General features: G+C 66.2%; 21 protein-coding genes and 4 tRNA genes. All 25 read right to left on the bottom strand.

Annotated elements, in window-relative coordinates:
- Positions 1–3: 3 nt before the first annotated feature.
- A complete protein-coding gene (rpsC, locus tag HNR76_RS04445; protein ID WP_162311781.1) occupies positions 4–723 on the bottom strand; it encodes a 30S ribosomal protein S3 in 720 nt (239 codons plus the stop codon).
- A 1-nt stretch (position 724) separates the two neighbouring features.
- On the bottom strand, positions 725–1,060 hold the full coding sequence (gene rplV / locus HNR76_RS04440) for a 50S ribosomal protein L22 (RefSeq protein WP_162311782.1): 336 nt from the start codon (positions 1,058–1,060) through the stop codon (positions 725–727).
- Positions 1,061–1,072: 12 nt separating this feature from the next.
- Positions 1,073–1,339 carry a 30S ribosomal protein S19 gene (rpsS, locus tag HNR76_RS04435; protein ID WP_162311783.1) on the bottom strand — a complete coding sequence of 89 codons (267 nt, stop codon included), beginning with the start codon at positions 1,337–1,339 and terminating at the stop codon, positions 1,073–1,075.
- Between the two features lie 6 nt (positions 1,340–1,345).
- Positions 1,346–2,173, bottom strand: a complete 828-nt coding sequence (gene rplB / locus HNR76_RS04430) for a 50S ribosomal protein L2 (RefSeq protein WP_162311784.1) — start codon at positions 2,171–2,173, stop codon at positions 1,346–1,348.
- 10 nt (positions 2,174–2,183) lie between these two features.
- Complete coding sequence (gene rplW / locus HNR76_RS04425; RefSeq protein WP_162311785.1) at positions 2,184–2,483, bottom strand: 50S ribosomal protein L23; 300 nt, start codon at positions 2,481–2,483, stop codon at positions 2,184–2,186.
- Positions 2,480–3,085 (bottom strand): 50S ribosomal protein L4, encoded by a 606-nt coding sequence (rplD, locus tag HNR76_RS04420; protein ID WP_162311786.1) that lies wholly within the window; start codon positions 3,083–3,085, stop codon positions 2,480–2,482. Before rplD ends, rplW begins: the two co-directional genes overlap by 4 nt.
- Before the next feature lie 11 nt (positions 3,086–3,096).
- Complete coding sequence (rplC, locus tag HNR76_RS04415; protein WP_162311787.1) at positions 3,097–3,747, bottom strand: 50S ribosomal protein L3; 651 nt, start codon at positions 3,745–3,747, stop codon at positions 3,097–3,099.
- An 11-nt stretch (positions 3,748–3,758) separates the two neighbouring features.
- Positions 3,759–4,070 (bottom strand): 30S ribosomal protein S10, encoded by a 312-nt coding sequence (rpsJ, locus tag HNR76_RS04410; RefSeq protein ID WP_013535997.1) that lies wholly within the window; start codon positions 4,068–4,070, stop codon positions 3,759–3,761.
- Positions 4,071–4,392: 322 nt separating this feature from the next.
- Positions 4,393–5,583 carry an elongation factor Tu gene (tuf, locus tag HNR76_RS04405; RefSeq protein ID WP_162310873.1) on the bottom strand — a complete coding sequence of 397 codons (1,191 nt, stop codon included), beginning with the start codon at positions 5,581–5,583 and terminating at the stop codon, positions 4,393–4,395.
- A gap of 100 nt (positions 5,584–5,683) precedes the next feature.
- A complete protein-coding gene (gene fusA, locus HNR76_RS04400) occupies positions 5,684–7,813 on the bottom strand; it encodes an elongation factor G (RefSeq protein ID WP_162310874.1) in 2,130 nt (709 codons plus the stop codon).
- 130 nt (positions 7,814–7,943) lie between these two features.
- Positions 7,944–8,411: a 30S ribosomal protein S7 gene (gene rpsG, locus HNR76_RS04395; RefSeq protein WP_162310875.1), complete on the bottom strand. Its 468-nt coding sequence runs from the start codon at positions 8,409–8,411 to the stop codon at positions 7,944–7,946.
- 15 nt (positions 8,412–8,426) lie between these two features.
- Positions 8,427–8,801 carry a 30S ribosomal protein S12 gene (gene rpsL / locus HNR76_RS04390; protein WP_162310876.1) on the bottom strand — a complete coding sequence of 125 codons (375 nt, stop codon included), beginning with the start codon at positions 8,799–8,801 and terminating at the stop codon, positions 8,427–8,429.
- A 240-nt stretch (positions 8,802–9,041) separates the two neighbouring features.
- On the bottom strand, positions 9,042–13,268 hold the full coding sequence (rpoC, locus tag HNR76_RS04385) for a DNA-directed RNA polymerase subunit beta' (RefSeq protein ID WP_162310877.1): 4,227 nt from the start codon (positions 13,266–13,268) through the stop codon (positions 9,042–9,044).
- An 83-nt stretch (positions 13,269–13,351) separates the two neighbouring features.
- Positions 13,352–17,506 carry a DNA-directed RNA polymerase subunit beta gene (gene rpoB / locus HNR76_RS04380; protein ID WP_162310878.1) on the bottom strand — a complete coding sequence of 1,385 codons (4,155 nt, stop codon included), beginning with the start codon at positions 17,504–17,506 and terminating at the stop codon, positions 13,352–13,354.
- A gap of 282 nt (positions 17,507–17,788) precedes the next feature.
- A complete protein-coding gene (rplL, locus tag HNR76_RS04375) occupies positions 17,789–18,163 on the bottom strand; it encodes a 50S ribosomal protein L7/L12 (protein WP_162310879.1) in 375 nt (124 codons plus the stop codon).
- Positions 18,164–18,220: 57 nt separating this feature from the next.
- On the bottom strand, positions 18,221–18,754 hold the full coding sequence (gene rplJ / locus HNR76_RS04370) for a 50S ribosomal protein L10 (protein ID WP_162310880.1): 534 nt from the start codon (positions 18,752–18,754) through the stop codon (positions 18,221–18,223).
- Between the two features lie 375 nt (positions 18,755–19,129).
- A complete protein-coding gene (gene rplA, locus HNR76_RS04365) occupies positions 19,130–19,828 on the bottom strand; it encodes a 50S ribosomal protein L1 (RefSeq protein WP_162310881.1) in 699 nt (232 codons plus the stop codon).
- A gap of 4 nt (positions 19,829–19,832) precedes the next feature.
- Positions 19,833–20,261: a 50S ribosomal protein L11 gene (gene rplK / locus HNR76_RS04360; RefSeq protein WP_162310882.1), complete on the bottom strand. Its 429-nt coding sequence runs from the start codon at positions 20,259–20,261 to the stop codon at positions 19,833–19,835.
- Between the two features lie 203 nt (positions 20,262–20,464).
- Positions 20,465–21,022 (bottom strand): transcription termination/antitermination protein NusG, encoded by a 558-nt coding sequence (gene nusG / locus HNR76_RS04355; RefSeq protein ID WP_162310883.1) that lies wholly within the window; start codon positions 21,020–21,022, stop codon positions 20,465–20,467.
- Between the two features lie 13 nt (positions 21,023–21,035).
- The gene (secE, locus tag HNR76_RS04350) at positions 21,036–21,449 is read right to left on the bottom strand and encodes a preprotein translocase subunit SecE (RefSeq protein WP_162310884.1); all 414 of its coding nucleotides are present in this window, start codon (positions 21,447–21,449) and stop codon (positions 21,036–21,038) included.
- A 64-nt stretch (positions 21,450–21,513) separates the two neighbouring features.
- Positions 21,514–21,589 (bottom strand) — tRNA-Trp (locus HNR76_RS04345).
- A gap of 180 nt (positions 21,590–21,769) precedes the next feature.
- Positions 21,770–22,960 (bottom strand): elongation factor Tu, encoded by a 1,191-nt coding sequence (gene tuf, locus HNR76_RS04340; protein WP_162310873.1) that lies wholly within the window; start codon positions 22,958–22,960, stop codon positions 21,770–21,772.
- Positions 22,961–23,056: 96 nt separating this feature from the next.
- Positions 23,057–23,132: transfer RNA gene (locus HNR76_RS04335), tRNA-Thr, on the bottom strand.
- 41 nt (positions 23,133–23,173) lie between these two features.
- Positions 23,174–23,247, bottom strand: a tRNA-Gly gene (locus HNR76_RS04330).
- A 68-nt stretch (positions 23,248–23,315) separates the two neighbouring features.
- Positions 23,316–23,401: transfer RNA gene (locus tag HNR76_RS04325), tRNA-Tyr, on the bottom strand.
- Between the last annotated feature and the right edge of the window lie 88 nt (positions 23,402–23,489).

The following is a 23,489-nucleotide window of genomic DNA, read 5'->3' as shown; positions in this document are numbered from 1 at the left end:
CCGTTACCTCGCTTCACGTGCGGGACGGGAGGGACGCTCACGCTCGCCGCGGGGGCTGCTGGCTTCTTCCTGCTTCTCCTGTCCGACCTGGGCGAAGTCGAAGATCTCGCCCTTGTAGACCCATACCTTGATGCCGATCACGCCATAGGTGGTGTGAGCCTCGGCAAACCCGTAGTCGATGTCCGCGCGCAGGGTGTGCAGCGGCACGCGGCCTTCGCGGTACCACTCCGAACGGGCGATCTCGGCGCCGTTCAGGCGGCCGGCGACGTTGACCTTGATGCCCAGTGCGCCCAGGCGCACCGCGTTGCCGACGGCGCGCTTCATCGCGCGGCGGAACATGATGCGGCGCTCCAACTGCTGGGCGATCGACTCGGCCACCAATTGCGCGTCCAGCTCGGGCTTGCGGACCTCGGTCACGTTGATGTGCGCCGGGACGCCCATCATCGCGCTGACTTCCTTGCGCAGCTTCTCGATGTCCTCGCCGCGCTTGCCGATCACCACGCCCGGGCGGGCGGTGTGGATGGTCACGCGCGCGGTCTTGGCCGGACGCTCGATCAGGATCTTGCTGATGCCGGCCTGGGCCAGCTTCTTGCGCAGCATCTCGCGGACCTTGAGGTCGGCCGCCAGGTACTGGGCGTACTCGCCCTTGCCCGCGTACCACTTGGAGTTCCAGTCCTTGGCGATGCCCAGGCGGATACCGGTGGGATGAACTTTGTGACCCATATTACTTGCCCTCTCCCACGACGACGGTGATGTGGCTGGTCCGCTTGAGGATGCGGGTGCCGCGGCCCTTCGCTCGCGCCATGAAACGCTTCAGGGTCGGACCCTCGTCGACCATGATGGCCTTGACCTTCAGTGCATCGACGTCGGCGCCTTGGTTGTTCTCGGCGTTGGCGATGGCCGACTCGACCACCTTCTTGATCAGGTGGGCGGCCTTCTTGTCCGAGAACTTCAACAGGTTGACGGCGCGCTCGGCCGGCAGGCCGCGCACCTGGTCGGCGACCAGGCGTGCCTTCTGCGGGGAGATGCGCACGGTGCGCAGGATGGCTTTCGCTTCCATGGTCATCTCTCCTTACTTCGACTTCTTGTCGCCGCCGTGACCCTTGAAGGTCCGGGTGATGGCGAACTCGCCGAGCTTGTGGCCGACCATGTTCTCGTTGACGAGCACCGGAATATGGTTCTTGCCGTTGTGCACGGCGATGGTGAATCCCACCATCTCCGGCAGGATCATGGAGCGGCGCGACCAGGTCTTGATCGGGCGCTTGCTGCCGCCGGCGGCTTCCACCTTCTTGATGAGGTGGTGATCGACGAACGGGCCTTTCTTGAGGGAACGTGGCATGGTCGATTAGCCCCTACGATCACGAACGATGAATTGCTGGGTGCGCTTGTTCTTGCGCGTCTTGTAGCCCTTGGTCGGCACGCCCCACGGGGTGACCGGGTGCGGGTTGCCCTGGCCGGCCTTGGCTTCGCCGCCGCCGTGCGGGTGATCGACCGGGTTCATGGCCGCGCCGCGGACGGTCGGCTTGATGCCGCGCCAGCGGCTGGCGCCGGCCTTGCCCAGCTTCTGCAGGCTGTGCTCGTCGTTGCCGACCTCGCCGATGGTGGCGCGGCACTCGCTCGGGATCTTGCGCATCTCGCCGGAACGCAGGCGCAGGGTCGCATAGCCCTGTTCGCGGGCGACCAGTTGCACCGCGGCACCGGCGGCCCGCGCGATCTGCGCGCCCTTGCCCGGCTTGAGCTCGATGCAGTGCACGGTGGTGCCGACCGGGATGTTGCGCAGCGGCAGGGTATTGCCGGCCTTGATCGGCGCATCGGAACCGGCGATCACCTGGTCGCCGGCCTTCAGGCCCTTCGGCGCGATGATGTAGCGGCGCTCGCCGTCGGCGTAGCACAGCAGGGCGATGTGCGCGGTGCGGTTGGGATCGTATTCGATCCGCTCCACGCGCGCGACGATGCCTTCCTTGTTGCGCTTGAAGTCGATCAGGCGGTAATGCTGCTTGTGACCGCCGCCGACGTGGCGGGTGGTGATGCGGCCGTGGTGGTTGCGGCCGCCGGACTTGCTCTGCTTCTCGACCAGCGGGGCGTGTGGTGCGCCCTTGTGCAGGTCGGGCGTGACCACGCGAACCGCGGAACGGCGGCCGGCGGAAGTGGGCTTGAACTTCATCAATGGCATGGGATCACCCTCAGGCCTTGGCGGACACGTCGATGCTCTGGCCGTCGGCCAGGCGCACGTACGCCTTACGCCAGTCGCCGCGGCGGCCGGCACGGAAGCGGAAGGACTTGTTCTTGCCCTTCACGTTGACGACGTTGACCGACTCGACCTTCACGTCGAACAGCTTCTCCACGGCGGCCTTGACGTCGGCCTTGGTGGCGTCGTTCGAAACCTCGAACACGTACTGGTTGCTGAGCTCCTGCAGGCGCGCGGTCTTTTCCGACACACGCGGCGCGCGCAGCACGCTGAAAACATTCTCGTTGGTGCTCATGCCAGCCACTCCTCGACCTTCTTGACCGCATCGGCGGTGATCAGCACGGAATCGGCGCCGACCAGGGCCACCGGATCCAGGCCCTGCACGTCGCGGACCTGCACGTACGGCAGGTTGCGGGCGGACAGGAACAGGTTCTCCGAGGCCTCCTCGGTGACGATCAGCGGACGCTTGCCCAGCTCGAAACCGGCCAGCTTCTCGACCAGGCCCTTGGTCTTGGCCGAATCGACCTCGAACGCATCGACGACCTTCAGCCGGCCCTGGCGGTTGAGCTCGGACAGGATCGAGCTGATCGCGGCGCGGTACTGCTTGCGGTTGACCTTCTGCGCGAAGCTGCGCGGCTTGGCCGCGAAGGTCACGCCGCCGCCGACGAAGATCGGAGCGGTCAGGGCGCCATGACGTGCGCCGCCGCCCTTCTGCTTCTTCGACTTCTTGGTGGTGCCGCTGACCTCGGACCGGGTCTTCTGCGCCTTGGTGCCGGCGCGGCCGGCGTTGCGGAATGCGACCACGACCTGGTGGACCAGGTCTTCGCTGAATTCGCGGCCGAACACTTCATCGGAAACCGACAACTTGTTGGCGCTACCCGTAATGGTGAGTTCCATCGTGCTTCTCCTTACGCCTTGCTCGCCGGTCGCACGATCACATCGCCACCCGGAGCACCCGGGACGGCGCCGCGAACGGCGATCAGGCCGCGCTCGGCATCGACGCGAACCACTTCCAGGTTCTGCGTGCTCTGCACCTCGGCGCCCATGTGGCCGGACATCTTCTTGCCCGGGAACACGCGGCCCGGCGTCTGCCGCTGGCCGATCGAACCCGGCGAGCGATGCGACAGCGAGTTGCCGTGGGTGGCGTCGCCCATGGTGAAGTTGTGGCGCTTGATCGTGCCTTGGAAACCCTTGCCCTTGGTCACGCCCTGGACGTCCACGATCTGGCCGACCTCGAAGATGTCGGCCTTGATCTCGCCACCGACGGCGAAATCACCGATTTTCTCGTCGGCGACGCGGAACTCCCACAGGCCGCGGCCGGCTTCGACCTTGGCCTTGGCGTAATGCCCGGCCAGCGGCTTGTTGACCAGCGCGGCGCGGCGGGTGCCTGCGGCGACCTGGACGGCGCTATAGCCATCGACCTCGGCGGTCTTGATCTGGGTGATGCGGTTCGGGGTGGCCTCGATCAGGGTCACCGGGATGGAACGGCCATCCTCGGTGAACACCCGGCTCATGCCGGCCTTGCGGCCGACCAGACCCAACGAATACTTCTTCGTCATGTCGGCAGTCCTCAGGCGAGCTTGATCTGGACGTCGACGCCAGCCGCGAGCTCGAGCTTCATCAGCGCGTCCACGGTCTTGTCGTTGGGGTCGACGATGTCGAGCACGCGCTTGTGCGTGCGGGTCTCGTACTGGTCGCGCGCATCCTTGTCGGCATGCGGGGAAACGAGAATGGTGTAGCGCTCGATCTTGGTCGGCAGCGGGATCGGGCCACGCACCTGCGCGCCGGTCCTCTTCGCCGTCTCGACGATCTCGCTGGCCGAACGGTCGATCAGACGATGATCGAACGCCTTGAGCCGAATCCGGATCTTTTGGTCCGCCATGACGGAGTTCCTTCGTTATAAAGAGCGACGGGCGCGGCCTCTGGGATGCCTGCCCCGGATGGTCCATTGATCTGCCTGGTGCCGTACCGGCCGGCAGGCGGGGCCGGCGCGCGGCCCCAAAAGCGTGGGCAGACCAGCTAGCCGGCCTGCCCAGACGGAAAAGTATAGAACGCGTAAACAGCGCGGTCAACAGCCATTCGGCCGTTTCCGCGCATTCGTCACGCGAACCTTCCCTGTCCGGCGAACACGAGACACGTCCTATGCCTCTTTTCGCGTTGAGCCCCCGCCCGCCCAGGCGGACGGGGACCGGCAAAGCAGTGAATTACTTCAGGATCTTGGCCACGACGCCGGCGCCGACGGTGCGGCCGCCCTCGCGGATCGCGAAGCGCAGGCCCTCGTCCATCGCCACCGGGTTGATCAGCGACACCACCATCTTCACGTTGTCGCCCGGCATCACCATCTCCACGCCCTCCGGCAGCGTCACCGCACCGGTGATGTCCGTGGTCCGGAAGTAGAACTGCGGACGATAGCCCTTGAAGAACGGCGTGTGCCGGCCACCCTCGTCCTTCGACAGCACGTACACCTCCGCCTCGAAGTCCGTGTGCGGGGTGATCGAGCCCGGCTTGGCCAGCACCTGCCCGCGCTCCACCTCGTCGCGCTTGGTGCCGCGCAGCAGCAGGCCCGCATTGTCGCCCGCCTGCCCCTGGTCCAGCAGCTTGCGGAACATCTCCACGCCCGTCACCGTCGTCTTGACCGTCGGACGGATGCCCACGATCTCCACTTCCTCGCCCACCTTGATGATCCCGCGCTCAATGCGCCCGGTCACCACCGTGCCACGGCCCGAAATCGAGAACACGTCCTCCACCGGCATCAGGAACGCCTTGTCCACGTCGCGCTCGGGCGTGGGAATGTAGCTGTCCAGCGCGTCAACCAACTGCAGGATCGCCGGCACGCCGATCTCCGACTGGTCCCCTTCCAGCGCCTTCAGCGCCGATCCCTTGATGATCGGCGTGTCGTCGCCCGGAAACTCGTACTTGCTCAGCAGCTCGCGGACTTCCATCTCCACCAGCTCCAGCAGCTCGGCGTCGTCCACCATGTCCGCCTTGTTCAGGAACACCACGATGTACGGCACGCCCACCTGCCGCGCCAGCAAAATGTGCTCGCGCGTCTGCGGCATCGGGCCGTCCGCGGCCGAGCACACCAGGATCGCGCCGTCCATCTGCGCCGCACCGGTGATCATGTTCTTCACGTAGTCGGCGTGGCCCGGGCAGTCCACGTGCGCGTAATGGCGCGTCGGCGACTCGTATTCCACGTGCGAGGTCGAAATCGTGATCCCGCGCGCCTTCTCTTCCGGCGCCTTGTCGATCGCGTCGTAGGCTCGGAACTCGCCGCCAAAACGCTCCGCTCCCACCTTCGTCAGCGCCGCCGTCAGCGTCGTCTTGCCGTGGTCCACGTGACCGATCGTGCCCACGTTCACGTGGGGCTTGGTGCGCTCGAACTTACCCTTGGACATTGTCTGATGCCTCTTGAACTTGGAGTTTGCTTTTCTTGGAAAGTGCGACCACGCATGGCCGCTTCTTGATCTTCTTCGCGCCCGTGGACGGGCGCACGAATCACGCCTTCTTGATCACCGTCTCGGCGATGTTGGTCGGCGCTTCCTCGTAGTGATCGAACTCCATCGAGAACGTCGCGCGGCCCTGGCTCATCGAGCGCAGCGAGGTCGCATAACCGAACATCTCGCCCAGCGGGATCATCGCGTTGATGATCTTGCCCGACGGGCTGTCGTCCTGGCCCTGCAGCACGCCGCGGCGGCGGCTCACGTCGCCCATCACGTCGCCCAGGTAGTCCTCCGGGCTGACGATCTCGACCTTCATGATCGGCTCCAGCAGCACCGGCCTGGCCTTGGCGAAGCCCTGCTTGAACGCCATGGACGCGGCCAGCTTGAACGCCATTTCCGAGGAGTCGACGTCATGGTAGGAACCGAAGACCAGCTTGGCCTTCACGCCCACCACAGGGAAGCCGGCCAGCGGGCCGCTGGTGATGGTCTCGCGCATGCCCTTTTCGACCGAAGGGATGAACTCCTTCGGGATCACGCCGCCGGTGATCTCGTTGACGAACAGGAAATCGTTCTTGATGTCGGCGGCGTACTTCTCGCGGTCCTCGGCGGTCAGCGGCGACAGCTCGATCACGACGTGGCCGTACTGGCCCTTGCCGCCCGACTGCTTGGCATGCTTGTAGTCCGACTTCACGTCGCTGGCGCGAATCGTCTCGCGGTAGGCGACCTGCGGCTTGCCAACGTTGGCCTCGACGTTGAACTCGCGCTTCATGCGGTCGACGATGATGTCCAGGTGCAGCTCGCCCATGCCCGAGATGATGGTCTGCCCGGACTCCTCGTCGGTCTTCACCCGGAACGACGGGTCCTCCTGAGCCAACCGGCCCAGGGCGGTGCCCATTTTCTCCTGGTCGGACTTGGTCTTCGGCTCGACCGCCATGGAGATCACCGGCTCGGGGAACACCATGCGCTCCAGCACGATCGGGTCGTCCTGCGAGCACAGGGTGTCGCCCGTGGTGACGTCCTTCAGACCCACCGCCGCGGCGATGTCGCCGGCCAGCACTTCCTTGATCTCGTCACGGTTGTTGGAATGCATCTGCAGCAGGCGGCCGATGCGCTCCTTCTTGCCCTTGACCGAATTCAGCACCTGGTCGCCGGCATTGAGCTTGCCCGAATACACGCGGAAGAACGTCAGCGAACCGACGAACGGGTCGGTCATGATCTTGAACGCCAGCGCCGAGAACGGGGCCTTGTCGCTGGATTCGCGGATCAGCTCCTTGGTTTCGTCGTCGACGTCCAGGCCCTTGACCGCGGGCACGTCCACCGGCGACGGCAGCAGGTTGATCACGCCGTCGAGCATGGCCTGCACGCCCTTGTTCTTGAACGCGGTGCCGCAGAACATCGGCACGATTTCGGTGGCCAGGGTACGGATACGCAGGCCCGCGACGATCTCCGCCTCGGTGAGGTCGCCCCCCTCCAAGTACTTGTTCATCAGCTCTTCGCTGGCCTCGGCGGCCGATTCGACCATGAACGCGCGCTCTTCCGCGGCTTTGGCCTGCAGCTCGGCGGGGATCTCGCGGTACTCGAAGCTCAGGCCCTGGGAGGCGGAATCCCAATGGATCGCCTTCATCTTGATCAGGTCGACCACGCCCTCGAAGCCGTCCTCGGCGCCGATCGGCACCTGCATCGGCACCGGCACGGCGCCCAAGCGGGACTTCAACTGGTCGCGGACCTTGTAGAAGTTGGCGCCGGTACGGTCCATCTTATTGACGAACGCGATGCGCGGCACGTGGTACTTGTTGGCCTGGCGCCACACGGTTTCCGACTGCGGTTGCACGCCGCCGACGGCGCACAGCACGAATACCGCGCCGTCGAGCACGCGCAGCGAACGCTCGACCTCGATGGTGAAGTCGACGTGTCCGGGGGTATCGATGATGTTGAAGCGGTGCTCCGGCAGGGACTTGTCCATGCCCTTCCAGAACGCGGTCGTGGCGGCGGACTGGATCGTGATGCCACGCTCCTGCTCCTGCTCCATCCAGTCCATGGTGGCGGCACCGTCGTGCACCTCGCCGAGCTTGTGGCTCTTGCCGGTGTAGAACAGGATGCGCTCGGACGTGGTGGTCTTGCCGGCATCGATGTGGGCCATGATGCCGAAGTTGCGGTAACGCTCGATGGGAGTAGTGCGGGCCACGGGGAGCCTCTCGTTTGCTTTTGGCTTTATGGATGGCGGAGCGGCGCACGGCGCCAGCTTCCGCGATGCGGGGGCGCGCGATGTGCGCGACGCCCGGGCTGGTCAGGCGGGCCCATGGGGGCCCGGCCGATTACCAGCGATAGTGTGCGAAGGCCCGGTTGGCCTCGGCCATGCGGTGCGTCTCTTCGCGCTTCTTGATGGCCGCACCGCGGCTCTCCGATGCATCGAGCAGCTCGCCGGCCAGCTTGCGGGCCATCGAGCTCTCGCCGCGCTTGCGGGCCGAGTCGATCACCCAGCGCATGGCCAAAGCCAGGCGGCGGGACGCGCGCACCTCGACCGGCACCTGGTAGGTCGCGCCGCCGACGCGGCGGGACTTGACCTCGACCGCCGGGGACACGTTGTCCAGCGCCTTCTGCACCACTTCGATGGCGCTGGCGTTCTTCTCGCCGATGACGTCCATCGCGTCGTACACGATGTTCTCGGCGATCGACTTCTTGCCGCTCTTCATCACCATGTTGATGAAGCGGGCGATGGTCTCGCTCCCGTGCTTCGGATCGGGAAGGACGGCACGCTGGGGGGTGGAACCTTTACGGGACATGTCGGGCTTCCTCGATTAGCTCTTCGGGCGCTTGGCGCCGTACTTGGAACGCGCCTGACGGCGCTTAGTCACGCCGGCGGCGTCCAGCGAACCGCGGACGGTGTGGTAGCGCACGCCGGGCAGGTCCTTGACGCGGCCGCCGCGGATCAGCACGACCGAGTGCTCCTGCAGGTTGTGGCCTTCGCCGCCGATGTACGAGATCACCTCGTAGCCGTTGGTCAGCCGCACCTTGGCGACCTTGCGCAGGGCCGAGTTCGGCTTCTTGGGGGTGGTGGTGTACACGCGCGTGCACACACCGCGGCGCTGCGGGCACTTCTCGAGCGCCGGCGAGGCACTCATGTAGGTCGCCGCCTGCCGCGATTTGCGGACCAGTTGGTTGATCGTCGCCATCTGTAAGGTTCTTCTGCTTGGGGGCCCGCGTTGCCGCCGGGGCCTGTACGTGAAAACGACGGCAGGCCGAAGGACGGCCTGCCGAGACAGGAAAGTATAGCGGGCGGCTGAAAACTGCGTCAACCGCCCTCATCGCCGGACATCGGCCCCGGGACCGCCCGAGGGGAGTGCCCCTCGGTGCCGGTGGCGGCTTCCTTGCCGCGCCGATCGCCTGGGCAGGCTGCCCAGGCCCCTACTGCGTCACTCGGCAGCGTCGTCCTGGGCCGCGGCCGCGGTAGCGGCTTCCGGTGCCGCCGCCGGCTCGGCCGGACCGGCCAGGGTCTGCATCTCCGACTCGGTGAGACCGGAAGCGGTGCGGCGGCGCTGGCTGTGGTAGGCCAGGCCGGTGCCGGCCGGGATCAGGCGGCCGACGATCACGTTCTCCTTCAGGCCCCGCAGGCTGTCGCGGGTGCCGCGCACGGCCGCCTCGGTCAGCACGCGGGTGGTTTCCTGGAAGGAAGCCGCCGAGATGAACGACTCGGTCGCCAGCGAGGCCTTGGTGATGCCCAGCAGCACAGGCTCGAACTTGGCCAGGATTTCGTTGCGGGACGCCAGGCGGGCGTTCTCCTCGATGATGCGCTGGCGCTCGACCTGCTCGCCATTGAGGAACTTGGAGTCGCCCTGGTCGGCGATCTCGACCTTGCGCAGCATCTGCCGGGTGATGACCTCGATGTGCTTGTCGTTGATCTTCACGCCCTGCAGGCGGTACACGTCCTGGATCTCCTTGACCAGGTAGGCGGCCAGCGGCTCGATGCCGAGCAGGCGCAGGATGTCCTGCGGGCTCGGCTCGCCGTCCACCACGGTCTCGCCCTTGGTCACGTGCTCGCCCTCGAACACGATGATCTGGCGGTACTTCGGGATCAGCTCCTCGTGCTCGCCGCCCTCGCCGTCGCGGATGATCAGGCGCTGCTTGCCCTTGGTGTCCTTGCCGAAGCTGACCACGCCCGAGCGCTCGGCCAGGATCGCCGGGTCCTTCGGCTTGCGCGCCTCGAACAGATCGGCCACGCGCGGCAGGCCGCCGGTGATGTCGCGGGTCTTGGAGGCCTCCTGCGGGATCTTGGCGACCACGTCGCCCACGCCCACCGGCACGCCGTCCTGCAGGTTGACCAGCGAGCGCGGCGGCAACAGGTACTGCGCCGGCAGGTCGGTGCCCGGGATGCTCAGGTCCTTGCCGTCCTTGTCGACGATGCGGACCAGCGGACGCAGGTCCTTGCCCTGGGTACCGCGTCGCTTGGGATCGGTGATCTCGCGCGAGGCCAGGCCGGTCAGCTCGTCGGTCTTCTCGATGACGGTGACGCCGTCGATGAAGTCCACGAAGCGGACGAAACCGGCCACTTCCGAGACGATCGGGTGGTTATGGGGATCCCAGTGGGCGACCGACTGGCCGGCCTTGACCTCGGCGCCGTCCTTGACGGTGATGGTCGCGCCGTACGGCAGCTTGTAGCGCTCGCGCTCGCGGCCGTGCGGGTCGAGCACGGAGATTTCGCCCGAACGCGACACCGCGACCAGGTGGCCGGCGGCGTGGTCGACCGACTTGAGGTTGGTGAACTTCACCGAGCCGGTGGTCTTGACCGTGATGTTGTCCACCGCCGCCGCACGCGAGGCCGCGCCGCCAATGTGGAAGGTACGCATGGTCAACTGGGTGCCCGGCTCGCCGATCGACTGCGCGGCGATGACGCCGACCGACTCGCCGATGTTGACCAGGTGGCCACGGGCCAGGTCGCGGCCGTAGCAATGCGAGCACACGCCGAAGGCCGATTCGCAGGTGATGGTGGAGCGCACCTTGATCGTCTGGACGCCGGCCTCTTCCAGCTTCTGCACCCAGACCTCGTCGAGCAGGGTGTTGCGGGTGACGATGGGATCCTCGTCGTTGCCCGGCAGGAACACGTCCTCGGCCACCACGCGGCCCAGCACACGGTCGCGCAACGGCTCGACCACGTCGCCGCCTTCCACGATGGGAGTCATGGTCAGGCCATGGACGGTGCCGCAGTCGTTCTCGGTGATCACCACGTCCTGGGCCACGTCGACCAGGCGGCGGGTCAGGTAGCCGGAGTTCGCCGTTTTCAGCGCGGTGTCGGCCAGGCCCTTGCGCGCGCCGTGGGTGGAGTTGAAGTACTCCTGCACGTTCAGGCCTTCGCGGAAGTTCGCCTTGATGGGCGTCTCGATGATCGAGCCGTCCGGGCGGGCCATCAGGCCGCGCATGCCGGCCAACTGGCGGATCTGCGCCTGCGAGCCGCGGGCGCCGGAGTCGGCCATGATGTACAGCGAGTTCATCGACTTCTGGGCGATCTCCTCGCCCTTGGCGTTGACCACCCTGTCGGTGCCGATGGTGTCCATCATCGCCTTGGCGATGCGCTCGTTGGTGCGCGACCAGATGTCGACCACCTTGTTGTAGCGCTCGCCGGCGGTGACCAGGCCGCTCTGGTACTGCTCCTGGATCTCCAGCACCTCGGCCTCGGCCTCGGTCAGGATGCCCTTCTTCTCCGGCGGGATCAGCATGTCGTCGATGCCGATCGACACGCCGGCGCGGGTGGCGAAGGCGAAGCCGGTGTACATCAGCTGGTCGGCGAACACGACCGTGTCCTTCAGGCCGAGCTGGCGGTAGCAGGAGTTGATCAGGCGGCTGATGTTCTTCTTGGTCAGCTCGGTGTTGGCCAGCGCGAACGGCAGGCCCTCCGGCAGGATCTCGGCCAGCAGCGCGCGGCCGACCGTGGTGTCCACGATCGAGGCCCTCTTCTCCTTGTTGCCGTCCTCGTCGGTCGCCGTCTCGGCGATCCGGACCTTGACCTTGGCGTGCAGTTCGACCACGCGGTTGTCGTACGCGCGCTTGACCTCGGCCACGTTGGCGAACGCCATACCCTCGCCCTTCTTGTTCTCCAGGGCGCGGGTCATGTAGTACAGGCCGAGCACGACGTCCTGCGACGGCACGATGATCGGCTCGCCGTTGGCCGGCGAGAGGATGTTGTTGGTCGACATCATCAGCGCGCGCGCTTCCAGCTGCGCCTCGAGCGACAGCGGGACGTGCACGGCCATCTGGTCGCCGTCGAAGTCGGCGTTGAACGCGGTGCAGACCAGCGGGTGCAACTGGATGGCCTTGCCCTCGATCAGCACCGGCTCGAACGCCTGGATGCCCAGGCGGTGCAGGGTCGGGGCACGGTTCAGCAGCACCGGATGCTCGCGGATCACCTCTTCGAGGATGTCCCACACCTCTGCCTCTTCGCGCTCGACCAGCTTCTTGGCGGCCTTGATCGTGGTGGCCAGGCCGCGGCGCTGCAGCTTGGCGAACACGAACGGCTTGAACAGCTCCAGCGCCATCTTCTTCGGCAGGCCGCACTGGTGCAGGCGCAGGTACGGGCCCACGACAATCACCGAGCGGCCCGAGTAGTCCACGCGCTTGCCCAGCAGGTTCTGGCGGAACCGGCCCTGCTTGCCCTTGATCATGTCGGCCAGCGACTTGAGCGGGCGCTTGTTGGTGCCGGTGATGGCGCGGCCGCGGCGGCCGTTGTCCATCAGGGCGTCAACCGACTCCTGCAGCATGCGCTTCTCGTTGCGCACGATGATGTCGGGCGCGTTGAGCTCCAGCAGGCGACGCAGGCGGTTGTTGCGGTTGATGACCCGGCGGTACAGGTCGTTCAGATCGGAGGTCGCGAAGCGGCCGCCGTCCAGCGGCACCAGTGGGCGCAGGTCCGGCGGCAGCACCGGCAGCACGGTCATGACCATCCACTCCGGACGGTTGCCAGACTCGATGAAGGCCTCGACCAGCTTGATCCGCTTGGTCAGGCGCTTGAGCTTGGTCTCCGACCCGGTGGCGGCGATCTCCTCGCGCAGGCGGGCCATCTCGGCCTGCAGGTCGATCGTGCGCAGCAGTTCGTAGATCGCCTCGGCGCCCATGGCGGCGTCGAAGTCGTCACCGTGCTCCTGGCGCGCGGTCAGGTACTGCTCCTCGTTGAGCAACTGGCGGCGCTCGAGCGGGGTCAGACCCGGCTCGGTGACCACGTAGGCCTCGAAGTACAGAATCCGCTCGATGTCGCGCAGGGTCATGTCCAGCATCAGGCCGATGCGCGACGGCAGCGACTTGAGGAACCAGATGTGGGCGACCGGGCTGGCCAGGTCGATGTGGCCCATGCGCTCGCGCCGCACCTTGGCCAGGGTGACCTCGGTGCCGCACTTCTCGCACACCACGCCCCGGTGCTTCATGCGCTTGTACTTGCCGCACAGGCACTCGTAGTCCTTCGTGGGACCGAAGATCGCGGCGCAGAACAGGCCGTCGCGCTCGGGCTTGAAGGTGCGGTAGTTGATCGTCTCCGGCTTCTTCACCTCGCCGAAGGACCACGAGCGGATCAGGTCCGGCGATGCCAGCGCGATCTTGATCGCGTCGAAGTCCAGCGTCTGGCGCTGCTGGTTGAAGAGGTTGAGCAGGTCTTTCATTTCTTGTCTCCGTCAGGAGTGAAGGCAGTCGATGGGCGGTTCGGGAAGGGGCGCGGCATGCACGTGCACGCCGCGCCAGCGCCTTACTCGTCCTCCAACTCCATGTTGATGGCCAGCGAGCGGATTTCCTTCACCAGGACGTTGAAGGATTCCGGCATGCCGGCGACCATCTCGTGGTTGCCATCGACGATGTTCTTGTACATCTGGTTGCGGCCCTGCACATCGTCGGACTTCACCGTCAGCATTTCCTGCAGCGTGTAGGCCGCGCCGTAGGCTTCCAGCGCCCAGACTTCCATCTCGCCGAAGCGCTGGCCGCCGAACTGCGCCTTGCCGCCCAGCGGCTGCTGGGTGACGAGCGAGTACGGGCCGGTCGAACGGGCGTGCATCTTGTCGTCGACCAGGTGGTTCAGCTTCAGGTAGTGCATGTAGCCCACGGTGACCGGGCGCTCGAACGCCTCGCCGGTGCGGCCGTCGTGCAGCACGGTCTGGCCGCTGCTCGGCAGCTCGGCCAGTTCCAGCATGCGCTTGATCTCGGCCTCGGTCGCGCCGTCGAACACCGGGGTGGCCATCGGCACGCCACCGGTCAGGTTGTGGGCCATGCCCAGCAGTTCCTCGTCGGTGAACTGGCCCAGGTCCACGCGCTCGCCGACCACGGTGCGGTCGTGGTTGTAGATGTCCTCCAGGAACTTGCGCAATTCGGTCACCGCGGCCTGCGCCTCCAGCATCCGCTGGATCTTGCGGCCGAGGCCCTTGGCCGCCCAGCCCAGGTGCACTTCCAGGATCTGGCCGATGTTCATGCGCGAAGGCACGCCCAGCGGGTTGAGCACGATGTCCACCGACTCGCCGCTGGCCATGTACGGCATGTCCTCGACCGGAACCACGTTCGAGACCACGCCCTTGTTGCCGTGCCGGCCGGCCATCTTGTCGCCCGGCTGGATGCGGCGCTTCACCGCCAGGAACACCTTGACCATCTTCAGCACGCCCGGGGCGAGGTCGTCGCCCTGGGTGATCTTGCCGCGCTTGTCGGCGAAGCGGCGCTCGAACTCCTTCTCGTGCGCGGCGATCTGCTTCTGCGCGCGCTCGATGGCCTCCGAGGCGTCCTCGTCCTTCATCCGCAGCACGAACCAGTCGGCCTTCTTCAGGCCATCCAGGTAGGCGTCGGTCAGGGTGTCGCCCTTCTTCAGGCCCGGGCCGCCGTTGGCGACCTTGCCCACGATCTGCGAGCGCAGGCGCGCGTAGATCGCCGCTTCCAGGATGCGGAACTGGTCGTCGAAGTCCTTCTTGACGCGCTTGATCTCGCTTTCCTCGATCTGCTTGGCGCGCTTGTCTTTCTCGATGCCGTCGCGGGTGAAGACCTGCACGTCGATGACGGTGCCGTCCATGCCCGGCGGCACGCGCAGCGAGCTGTCCTTAACGTCGGACGCCTTCTCGCCGAAGATCGCGCGCAGCAGCTTCTCTTCCGGGGTGAGCTGGCTTTCGCCCTTCGGCGTCACCTTGCCCACCAGGATATCGCCGGCGCGCACTTCGGCGCCGATGTAGACCACGCCCGACTCGTCCAGGCGGCCCAGGGCCTGCTCGGACACGTTCGGGATGTCGGCGGTGATCTCTTCCGGGCCCAGCTTGGTGTCGCGCGCCGCGCAGGTCAGCTCCTCGATGTGGATCGTGGTGTAGCGGTCCTCCTGGACCACCCGCTCGGACAGCAGGATCGAGTCCTCGAAGTTGTAGCCGTTCCACGGCATGAACGCGATCAGCATGTTCTGGCCCAGGGCCAGCTCGCCGATGTCGGTCGAGGGGCCGTCGGCCAGTACGTCGCCGCGCGCCACGCGGTCGCCCACGTGCACCAGCGGACGCTGGTTGATGCAGGTGTTCTGGTTGGAGCGGGTGTACTTGGTCAGCGTGTAGATGTCCACGCCGGCGTCGTGTTCGCCGGAGATCTCGGCCTCGTTGGTCTTGACCACGATGCGGCCGGCGTCGACCTGCTCGATCACCCCGCCGCGGCGAGCGTTCACGGTCACGCCCGAGTCGCGGGCCACGGCACGCTCGATGCCCGTGCCCACCAGCGGCTTCTCCGCGCGAAGGGTCGGCACCGCCTGGCGCTGCATGTTGGCGCCCATCAGCGCGCGGTTGGCGTCGTCGTGCTCGAGGAACGGGACCAGCGCGGCCGCCACCGACACGGTCTGCATCGGCGAGACGTCCATGTAGTGGATCTCACTGGCCGGCTTGAGCAGCGACTCGCCCTGGTAGCGGCACGGCACGAACGCCTCGGTCAGCTTGCCCTTGCCGTCGTGGGCGGCGTTGACCTGGGCGATGACGTACTCGTTCTCCTCGATCGCCGACAGGTAGTCGACCTCGTCGGTGATGCGGCCGTCCACCACCTTGCGGTACGGCGTCTCCAGGAAGCCGTACTGGTTGGTGCGGGCGAACACCGCCAGCGAGTTGATCAGGCCGATGTTCGGGCCTTCGGGCGTCTCGATGGTGCAGACGCGGCCGTAGTGGGTCGGATGCACGTCGCGCACCTCGAAGCCGGCGCGTTCGCGGGTCAGGCCGCCCGGACCCAGCGCCGAGACGCGGCGCTTGTGGGTGACTTCCGACAGCGGGTTGTTCTGGTCCATGAACTGCGACAGTTGCGAGGAACCGAAGAATTCCTTGATCGCGGCGGCGACGGGCTTGGCGTTGATCAGCTCCTGCGGGGTCAAGCCTTCGGACTCCGCCATCGACAGACGCTCCTTGACCGCGCGCTCGACGCGGACCAGGCCCACGCGGAACACGTTCTCGGCCATTTCGCCGACCGAACGCACGCGACGGTTGCCCAGGTGGTCGATGTCGTCCACCGTGCCGCGGCCGTTGCGGATCTCGGTCAGCACGCGCAGCACGTCGAGGATGTCCGAGGTCTCGCCCTGGGCGGCGACCAGCTTCTTGGAATCCTCATCGTTGCGCTCGCCGAAGTACTTGGAGTCGAACAGCACCGACGAACCGAGCACTTCCTTGCGGCCGACGCGGCGGTTGAACTTCATCCGGCCCACGCCCGACAGGTCGTAGCGCTCGAAGGTGAAGAACAGGTTGTGGAACAGGTTCTGCGCCGCTTCCTTGGTCGGCGGCTCGCCCGGACGCATCATCCGGTAGATCTCGACCAGTGCTTCGAGCTGGGTGCGGCTGGGGTCGATGCGCAGGGTGTTGGACAGGTACGGTCCGCGGTCCAGGTCGTTGACCCAGAGCGTGCCGACGGCCGCCACACCGGCCTTGCGGAAGGCGGCCAGTTGCTCGTCGTTGACCTCGTCGTTGGCCGAAGCCAGCAGCTCGCCGGTGTTGGCGTCGACCACGTCGTGGGCCAGGATGCGGCCGAGCAGGTACTCGTCCGGCACCGCCAGGGCGGTGATGCCCGACTGCTCCAACTGGCGCACGTGGCGCGCGGTGATGCGCTTGCCCGCCTCGACGATCACCTTCTCGCCGTCGGCCAGGTCGAAGCCCAGGGTCTCGCCGCGCAGGCGCTCGGGCACCAGCTCCAGCTGCACGCCCTCGTTCGGGTCGATGTGGAAGGTGTTGATCTCGAAGAACGCGCGCAGCATTTCTTCGTTGTTGTAGCCCAGCGCGCGCAGCAGGATCGTCACCGGCAGCTTGCGGCGGCGGTCGATGCGGGTGTACAGCGCGTCCTTCGGGTCGAACTCGAAGTCCAGCCAGGAGCCGCGGTAGGGGATGATGCGGGCGCTGTACAGCAGCTTGCCCGAGCTGTGGGTCTTGCCGCGGTCGTGGTCGAAGAACACGCCCGGGCTGCGGTGCAACTGCGAGACGATGACGCGCTCGGTACCGTTCACGATGAAGGTACCGTGCTCGGTCATCAGCGGGATCTCGCCGAGATAGACCTCCTGCTCCTTGACGTACTTGATCGCCTTGGTCGAGGACTCGCGGTCGTAGATCACCAGGCGCACGGTCACCCGCAGCGGGGCGCCGTAGGACAGGCCGCGGTTGCGGCACTCGCGCTCGTCGAACACCGGCTCGCCGAGCTTGTAGCCCACGTACTCCAGCGCGGCGTTGCCGCTGTAGCTGGAAATCGGGAACACCGACTTCAAGGCGGCATGCAGGCCCTGCTCGCGGCGCTTGGCCGGATCGGTCTCGGCCTGCAGGAAATCACGGTACGAATCGACCTGGATGGCCAGCAGGAAGGGCACTTCCAGGATCGAGCGCTGCTTGCCGAAGTCCTTGCGGATGCGCTTCTTTTCGGTGAACGAATAGGACGTCATGGGTCTACCACCTTTGGCAGTGCGGGCCGCATGTGCGTGGCCTGCGGGGAACATGAAGCTGTCAGTCGGTAGTCGCTGGTATTGCCGGCACCAGCACGCCATCTATCGCTACTTCCGACTACCAGCTCCGTACTGGAAACTGGGTTTTGCCGTGTCGCTCCGGGTTTCCCCGGTCGTTTCAGGCCGCCGCGGAACCCAAGGCTCCGGAACGACCAAAGGCCGGGGGCTTTCGCCCCCAGCCTTCGTGCATCGCCCGGGTATGCCGGCGACGCAAGATGCCGCTTACTTGAGCTCGACGGTGGCGCCGGCGGCCTCAAGGTCCTTCTTGAACTTCTCGGCGTCTTCCTTGGACACGCCCTCCTTGACGTCCTTCGGCGCGCCTTCGACCAGGTCCTTGGCTTCCTTCAGGCCCAGGCCGGTGATGGCGCGGACGGCCTTGATGACCTCGACCTTCTTCTCGCCGGTGGCCTTCAGCACGACGGTGAACTCGGTCTGCTCCTCGGCGGCCGGGCCGGCGGCGGCCGGGCCGGCGGCCACGGCGATCGGGGCGGCGGCGGAAACGCCGAACTTATCTTCGATGGCCTTGACCAGCTCCATCACTTCCATCAGGGTCTTGCCGGCGATGGCTTCGACGATCTGCTCGTTGGAAAGGGACATTGTGATTACCTTCTGAAATGTTTTCTGGAAAGGGATTCAGGAAATCGTCGATGCGACTCAGGCCGTCTCGGCCTGGGCCTCCTCGGCCGGCGCGGACTCGCCGCCACCCTGCTGCTCGCCGACGGCCTTGACCGCGCGGGCGAACATGGTGACCGGCTCGGCCAGGACGCGGGCCAGCATGGCCAGGGCCTGCTCGAGGGTCGGCAGCGACGCCAGGACCTCGACGTGGCTCGCCGGGTACAGTTGGCCGCCCACGGCGACCACCTTCGGCTGCAGCTTGTCGTTGGTCTTGGAGAACTCCTTGATCAGGCGGCCGGCGGCGCCGGGCTCCTCGGTCGAGAACGCATACAGCAGCGGCCCGACGAGCGCATCCTTGGCGCACTCGTATTCGGTACCTTCGACGGCGCGCGCGGCCAGCGTGTTCTTGACGACCTTCAGGAACACGCCATTTTCACGGGCCTTCTTGCGCATCGCGGTCATCTGCTCGACCGTGGTGCCTGCGTACTCGGCGGCGATCAGGGAGTGCGCCTTGGCGGCGACGTCGGCCATTTCGGCGACGACTTCCTTCTTCTGGGACAGATTGAGAGCCATAACACTCCTCCGTATGAACTCCGCTCGCGGCTCCTGCCGCTTGCGGTCCAGGGCGGCGCCCTTCCGTGCGCGCCGGGGATGCCTCGGCATCCCGGTGCTGGCCTTTCTGATCCGCATGCCCGAACAATCGGGCATGCCGGAAAACTTCCAGAAGGCGGCACCATCTACGCAGGCTCCGGGCCTCGACGGCCCTCGATTAAGCTGTCCCGCTGCATCGACGGCGATTCCCTGCCAGTGCGAGCCTCCCTGCCCGTCGTCGATGTGCGCCGACCGCACCTGCGGTCTTTGACGGCTGTCGCCGGAAGAACCGGCGACTGCCCTCAAAATTCGCCGCTGCCTTTGGCGATAGCCTGGGGCAACGGCATTACTGCTTCGTCACTTCAGGGTCAGCGATGCCTGGTCGACGATCACGCCCGGGCCCATGGTCGAGCTGAGCGAGATCTTCTGCAGGTACTGGCCCTTGGATGTCGCCGGCTTGGCCTTGATCAGGTCCAGCAACAGCGCCTGCAGGTTCGACTTCAGGGCGTCGTCGCCGAAATCGGCCTTGCCGATGGTGGCGTGGATGATGCCGGCCTTGTCGGTGCGGTAGCGGACCTGGCCCGACTTGGCGTTCTTCACCGCCTCGGCCGGGTTCGGCGACACGGTGCCGACCTTCGGGTTGGGCATCAGCCCGCGCGGGCCGAGCAGGGTGCCGAGCTTGCCAACCACGCGCATGGCGTCCGGGGTGGCGATGACCACGTCGTAGTTCAGGTCGCCGGCCTGCATCTTCTCGGCCAGGTCGTCCATGCCCACGGCCTCGGCACCGGCGGCCAGCGCCTCGTCGGCCTTGGCACCGGCCGGGGCGAACACGGCCACGCGCACGCTCTTGCCGGTACCGGCCGGCAGCACGGTGGAGCCGCGGACCTGCTGGTCGGACTTCTTGGCGTCCACGCCCAGGCGCACGGCCACGTCGACGGCCTCGACGAACTTGGCCTTGGTGAAGCCCTTGATGATCTTCAGGGCGTCATCGATCGGATACGCCTTGCCCGGCTCCACGGCCGACTTGATTGCCTTTTGCCGCTTGTTCAGTGCCATGTTCTCAGCCCTCCACCGACAGACCCATCGCCCGGGCGGAGCCCGCGATGGTACGTATCGCCGCTTCCAGGTCGGCCGCGGTCAGATCGGGTTCCTTCGCCTTGGCGATTTCCTCGAGCTGCTGGCGGGTGACCTTGCCCACCTTTTCGGTGTTCGGGCGCTTGGAGCCGGACGTGATCCCCGCCGCTTTCTTCAGCAGGATGGTCGCCGGCGGCGTCTTGGTGATGAAGGTGAAGGTGCGGTCCGAATAGGCGGTGATGACCACCGGAATCGGCAGGCCCGGCTCCAGCTTCTGCGTGGCGGCGTTGAACGCCTTGCAGAATTCCATGATATTCAGGCCGCGCTGACCCAGCGCAGGGCCCACCGGCGGCGAGGGATTGGCCTGCCCGGCCTTCACCTGCAGCTTGATGTAACCGACGACTTTCTTTGCCATTTCAATGCTCTCCGGGTGCTAGCGCCCGCATGGCGGGCTCCCCATCGTTCCGGGAAAATCACGCGTCCCGGCACCGCGTCCATACTGAAACCCGACCGTGCAAAAGGCCGCCAGGTCGGCGGCCGATGCGGGTACCCGGTAGCTTCCGGGCGGGAAGCCGGGCATTGTAGCAGGGTTTTGGCAGCCCCACAGGGCCCGCCCGGTCAGGCCTTCTCGACCTGGCCGAACTCCAGCTCCACCGGCGTGGACCGGCCGAAGATCAGCACCGCCACGCGCAGACGGCTCTTCTCGTAGTTGACTTCCTCGACCACGCCATTGAAGTCGTTGAACGGGCCATCGACGACGCGGACCATCTGCCCGGGCTCGAACAGCACCTTCGGCCGCGGCTTCTCCACACCCTCCTGCACGCGCTGCAGGATCGCGTCGGCCTCGTCGTCGTGGATCGGCAGGGGACGGTCGGCGGTGCCGCCGATGAAGCCCATGACCTTGGAGGTTTCCTTCACCAGGTGCCAGCTTTCGCTGTCGATGCGCGGGATGCCCGCTTCTTCGTGGGTCTCGATCTGGACCAGCACGTAGCCGGGGAAGAACTTGCGCTCGGACCGGCGCTTCTGCCCGGAGCGCATCTCCACCACTTCCTCGGTCGGGACCAGCACGTCGCCGAAGCGATCTTCCATGCCGTTGCGGACGATGCGGTCGCGCAGCGCCTGGGCGACGCTCTTCTCGAAACCGGAATAGGCGTGAACCACATACCAACGCTTCACTGCGACACTCTCCTCAGCGGCCCAGATTCAGGAACAGCTCGATCGCCCACTTCACGACGAAATCGAAGCCGGCCAGTATCAGGCTCAAAAGCACCACTACGGCGATCACGACCCAGGTCATGCGGGTGGTCTCCTGGCGCGTCGGCCACACCACCTTGCGCAGCTCGAAGCGGGACTCGGCCACGAATTCGCGCAGGTCGTGTCCCCGGACACTGGTCAGGAACACCATCAGGCCGGCAGCCAGACCGGCCACCACGGCCAGCCCGCGCAGCGGGGTGGACCACTCGCCGAGCCGGGCGGCATGTTCGGGCGAGGAAAACCAGAACCAGACGAACAGGCCGCCGAGCACCAACAGTGCGGCGAGCGTGTACTTGACGATTTCGCCGCCGCTGGCGGCAGATTGGGCCGGATCGATCTTGCTGTTCAAGTTCGCTGTCGCTCTCGTTACCGTTACGGCCCGCTGGGCCGGCCCTGCGGGGCTAGTCGGGAAGTGGCACGCCAGGAGGGACTCGAACCCCCAACCTGCGGTTTTGGAGACCGCTGCTCTGCCAATTGAGCTACTGGCGTACGCGTGAACCTTGGCTTCCCTTTAGACGGCGAAGGCGGACCGTGGTTCCGGCCCGCCTTTGTCGCCTCGTCAAGCCGTTGAATCCCCGGGCGGCCGGCCCAGTGGACCGTTGAAAAGCGCCTCGCGGGGACGACGGCCCGACAAAGCCGGGTGGGCTTGCGCCCACCCGGGTCAGATCGTCACTTCAGGATCTTGGCCACGACGCCGGCGCCGACGGTGCGGCCGCCCTCGCGGATCGCGAAGCGCAGGCCCTCGTCCATCGCCACCGGGTTGATCAGCGACACCACCATCTTCACGTTGTCGCCCGGCATCACCATCTCCACGCCCTCCGGCAGCGTCACCGCACCGGTGATGTCCGTGGTCCGGAAGTAGAACTGCGGACGATAGCCCTTGAAGAACGGCGTGTGCCGGCCACCCTCGTCCTTCGACAGCACGTACACCTCCGCCTCGAAGTCCGTGTGCGGGGTGATCGAGCCCGGCTTGGCCAGCACCTGCCCGCGCTCCACCTCGTCGCGCTTGGTGCCGCGCAGCAGCAGGCCCGCATTGTCGCCCGCCTGCCCCTGGTCCAGCAGCTTGCGGAACATCTCCACGCCCGTCACCGTCGTCTTGACCGTCGGACGGATGCCCACGATCTCCACTTCCTCGCCCACCTTGATGATCCCGCGCTCAATGCGCCCGGTCACCACCGTGCCACGGCCCGAAATCGAGAACACGTCCTCCACCGGCATCAGGAACGCCTTGTCCACGTCGCGCTCGGGCGTGGGAATGTAGCTGTCCAGCGCGTCAACCAACTGCAGGATCGCCGGCACGCCGATCTCCGACTGGTCCCCTTCCAGCGCCTTCAGCGCCGATCCCTTGATGATCGGCGTGTCGTCGCCCGGAAACTCGTACTTGCTCAGCAGCTCGCGGACTTCCATCTCCACCAGCTCCAGCAGCTCGGCGTCGTCCACCATGTCCGCCTTGTTCAGGAACACCACGATGTACGGCACGCCCACCTGCCGCGCCAGCAAAATGTGCTCGCGCGTCTGCGGCATCGGGCCGTCCGCGGCCGAGCACACCAGGATCGCGCCGTCCATCTGCGCCGCACCGGTGATCATGTTCTTCACGTAGTCGGCGTGGCCCGGGCAGTCCACGTGCGCGTAATGGCGCGTCGGCGACTCGTATTCCACGTGCGAGGTCGAAATCGTGATCCCGCGCGCCTTCTCTTCCGGCGCCTTGTCGATCGCGTCGTAGGCTCGGAACTCGCCGCCAAAACGCTCCGCTCCCACCTTCGTCAGCGCCGCCGTCAGCGTCGTCTTGCCGTGGTCCACGTGACCGATCGTGCCCACGTTCACGTGGGGCTTGGTGCGCTCGAACTTACCCTTGGACATGGCTGCTTCTTCTCGATATCGGGGTTGTCTTGGAACCGGTGGCCCGGATGACGGGTTTCCGCGTACCCGCCATCCTGCATGGCGTGGCGGGAAAGATGGTGCTCACGAATGGAATCGAACCATCGACCTCCTCCTTACCAAGGAGGTGCTCTACCGACTGAGCTACGTGAGCAGGTGAAACCGGTACTGCATGGAACATCGGGGGCGGCGCAATGGAGCGGGAGACGGGAATCGAACCCGCACCATCAGCTTGGAAGGCTGAGGTTCTACCATTGAACTACTCCCGCGAGGGGAACCGCTTCCCGGTCGACCGCCCCGGGGCTTGCCACGATGTTCCGGTACTGCATTGTAGAGCTGGTGGAGGGAGGTGGATTCGAACCACCGAAGGCGTAAGCCAGCAGATTTACAGTCTGCCCCCGTTGGCCGCTTGGGTATCCCTCCGGAATTTCCCACCGGCCAGCAAAAAAGCAACCGGGGTGAAACAGCCCTTAATTCTGACCACCCCCGGCGCCGATGTCAACGCATCCGG

Origin of the sequence: Pseudoxanthomonas broegbernensis, assembly GCF_014202435.1 — a bacterium.
GTDB lineage: Bacteria > Pseudomonadota > Gammaproteobacteria > Xanthomonadales > Xanthomonadaceae > Pseudoxanthomonas > Pseudoxanthomonas broegbernensis.
The sequence above is the reverse complement of the archived record's forward strand: the minus strand, read 5'-3'. Positions and strand labels throughout refer to the sequence as shown.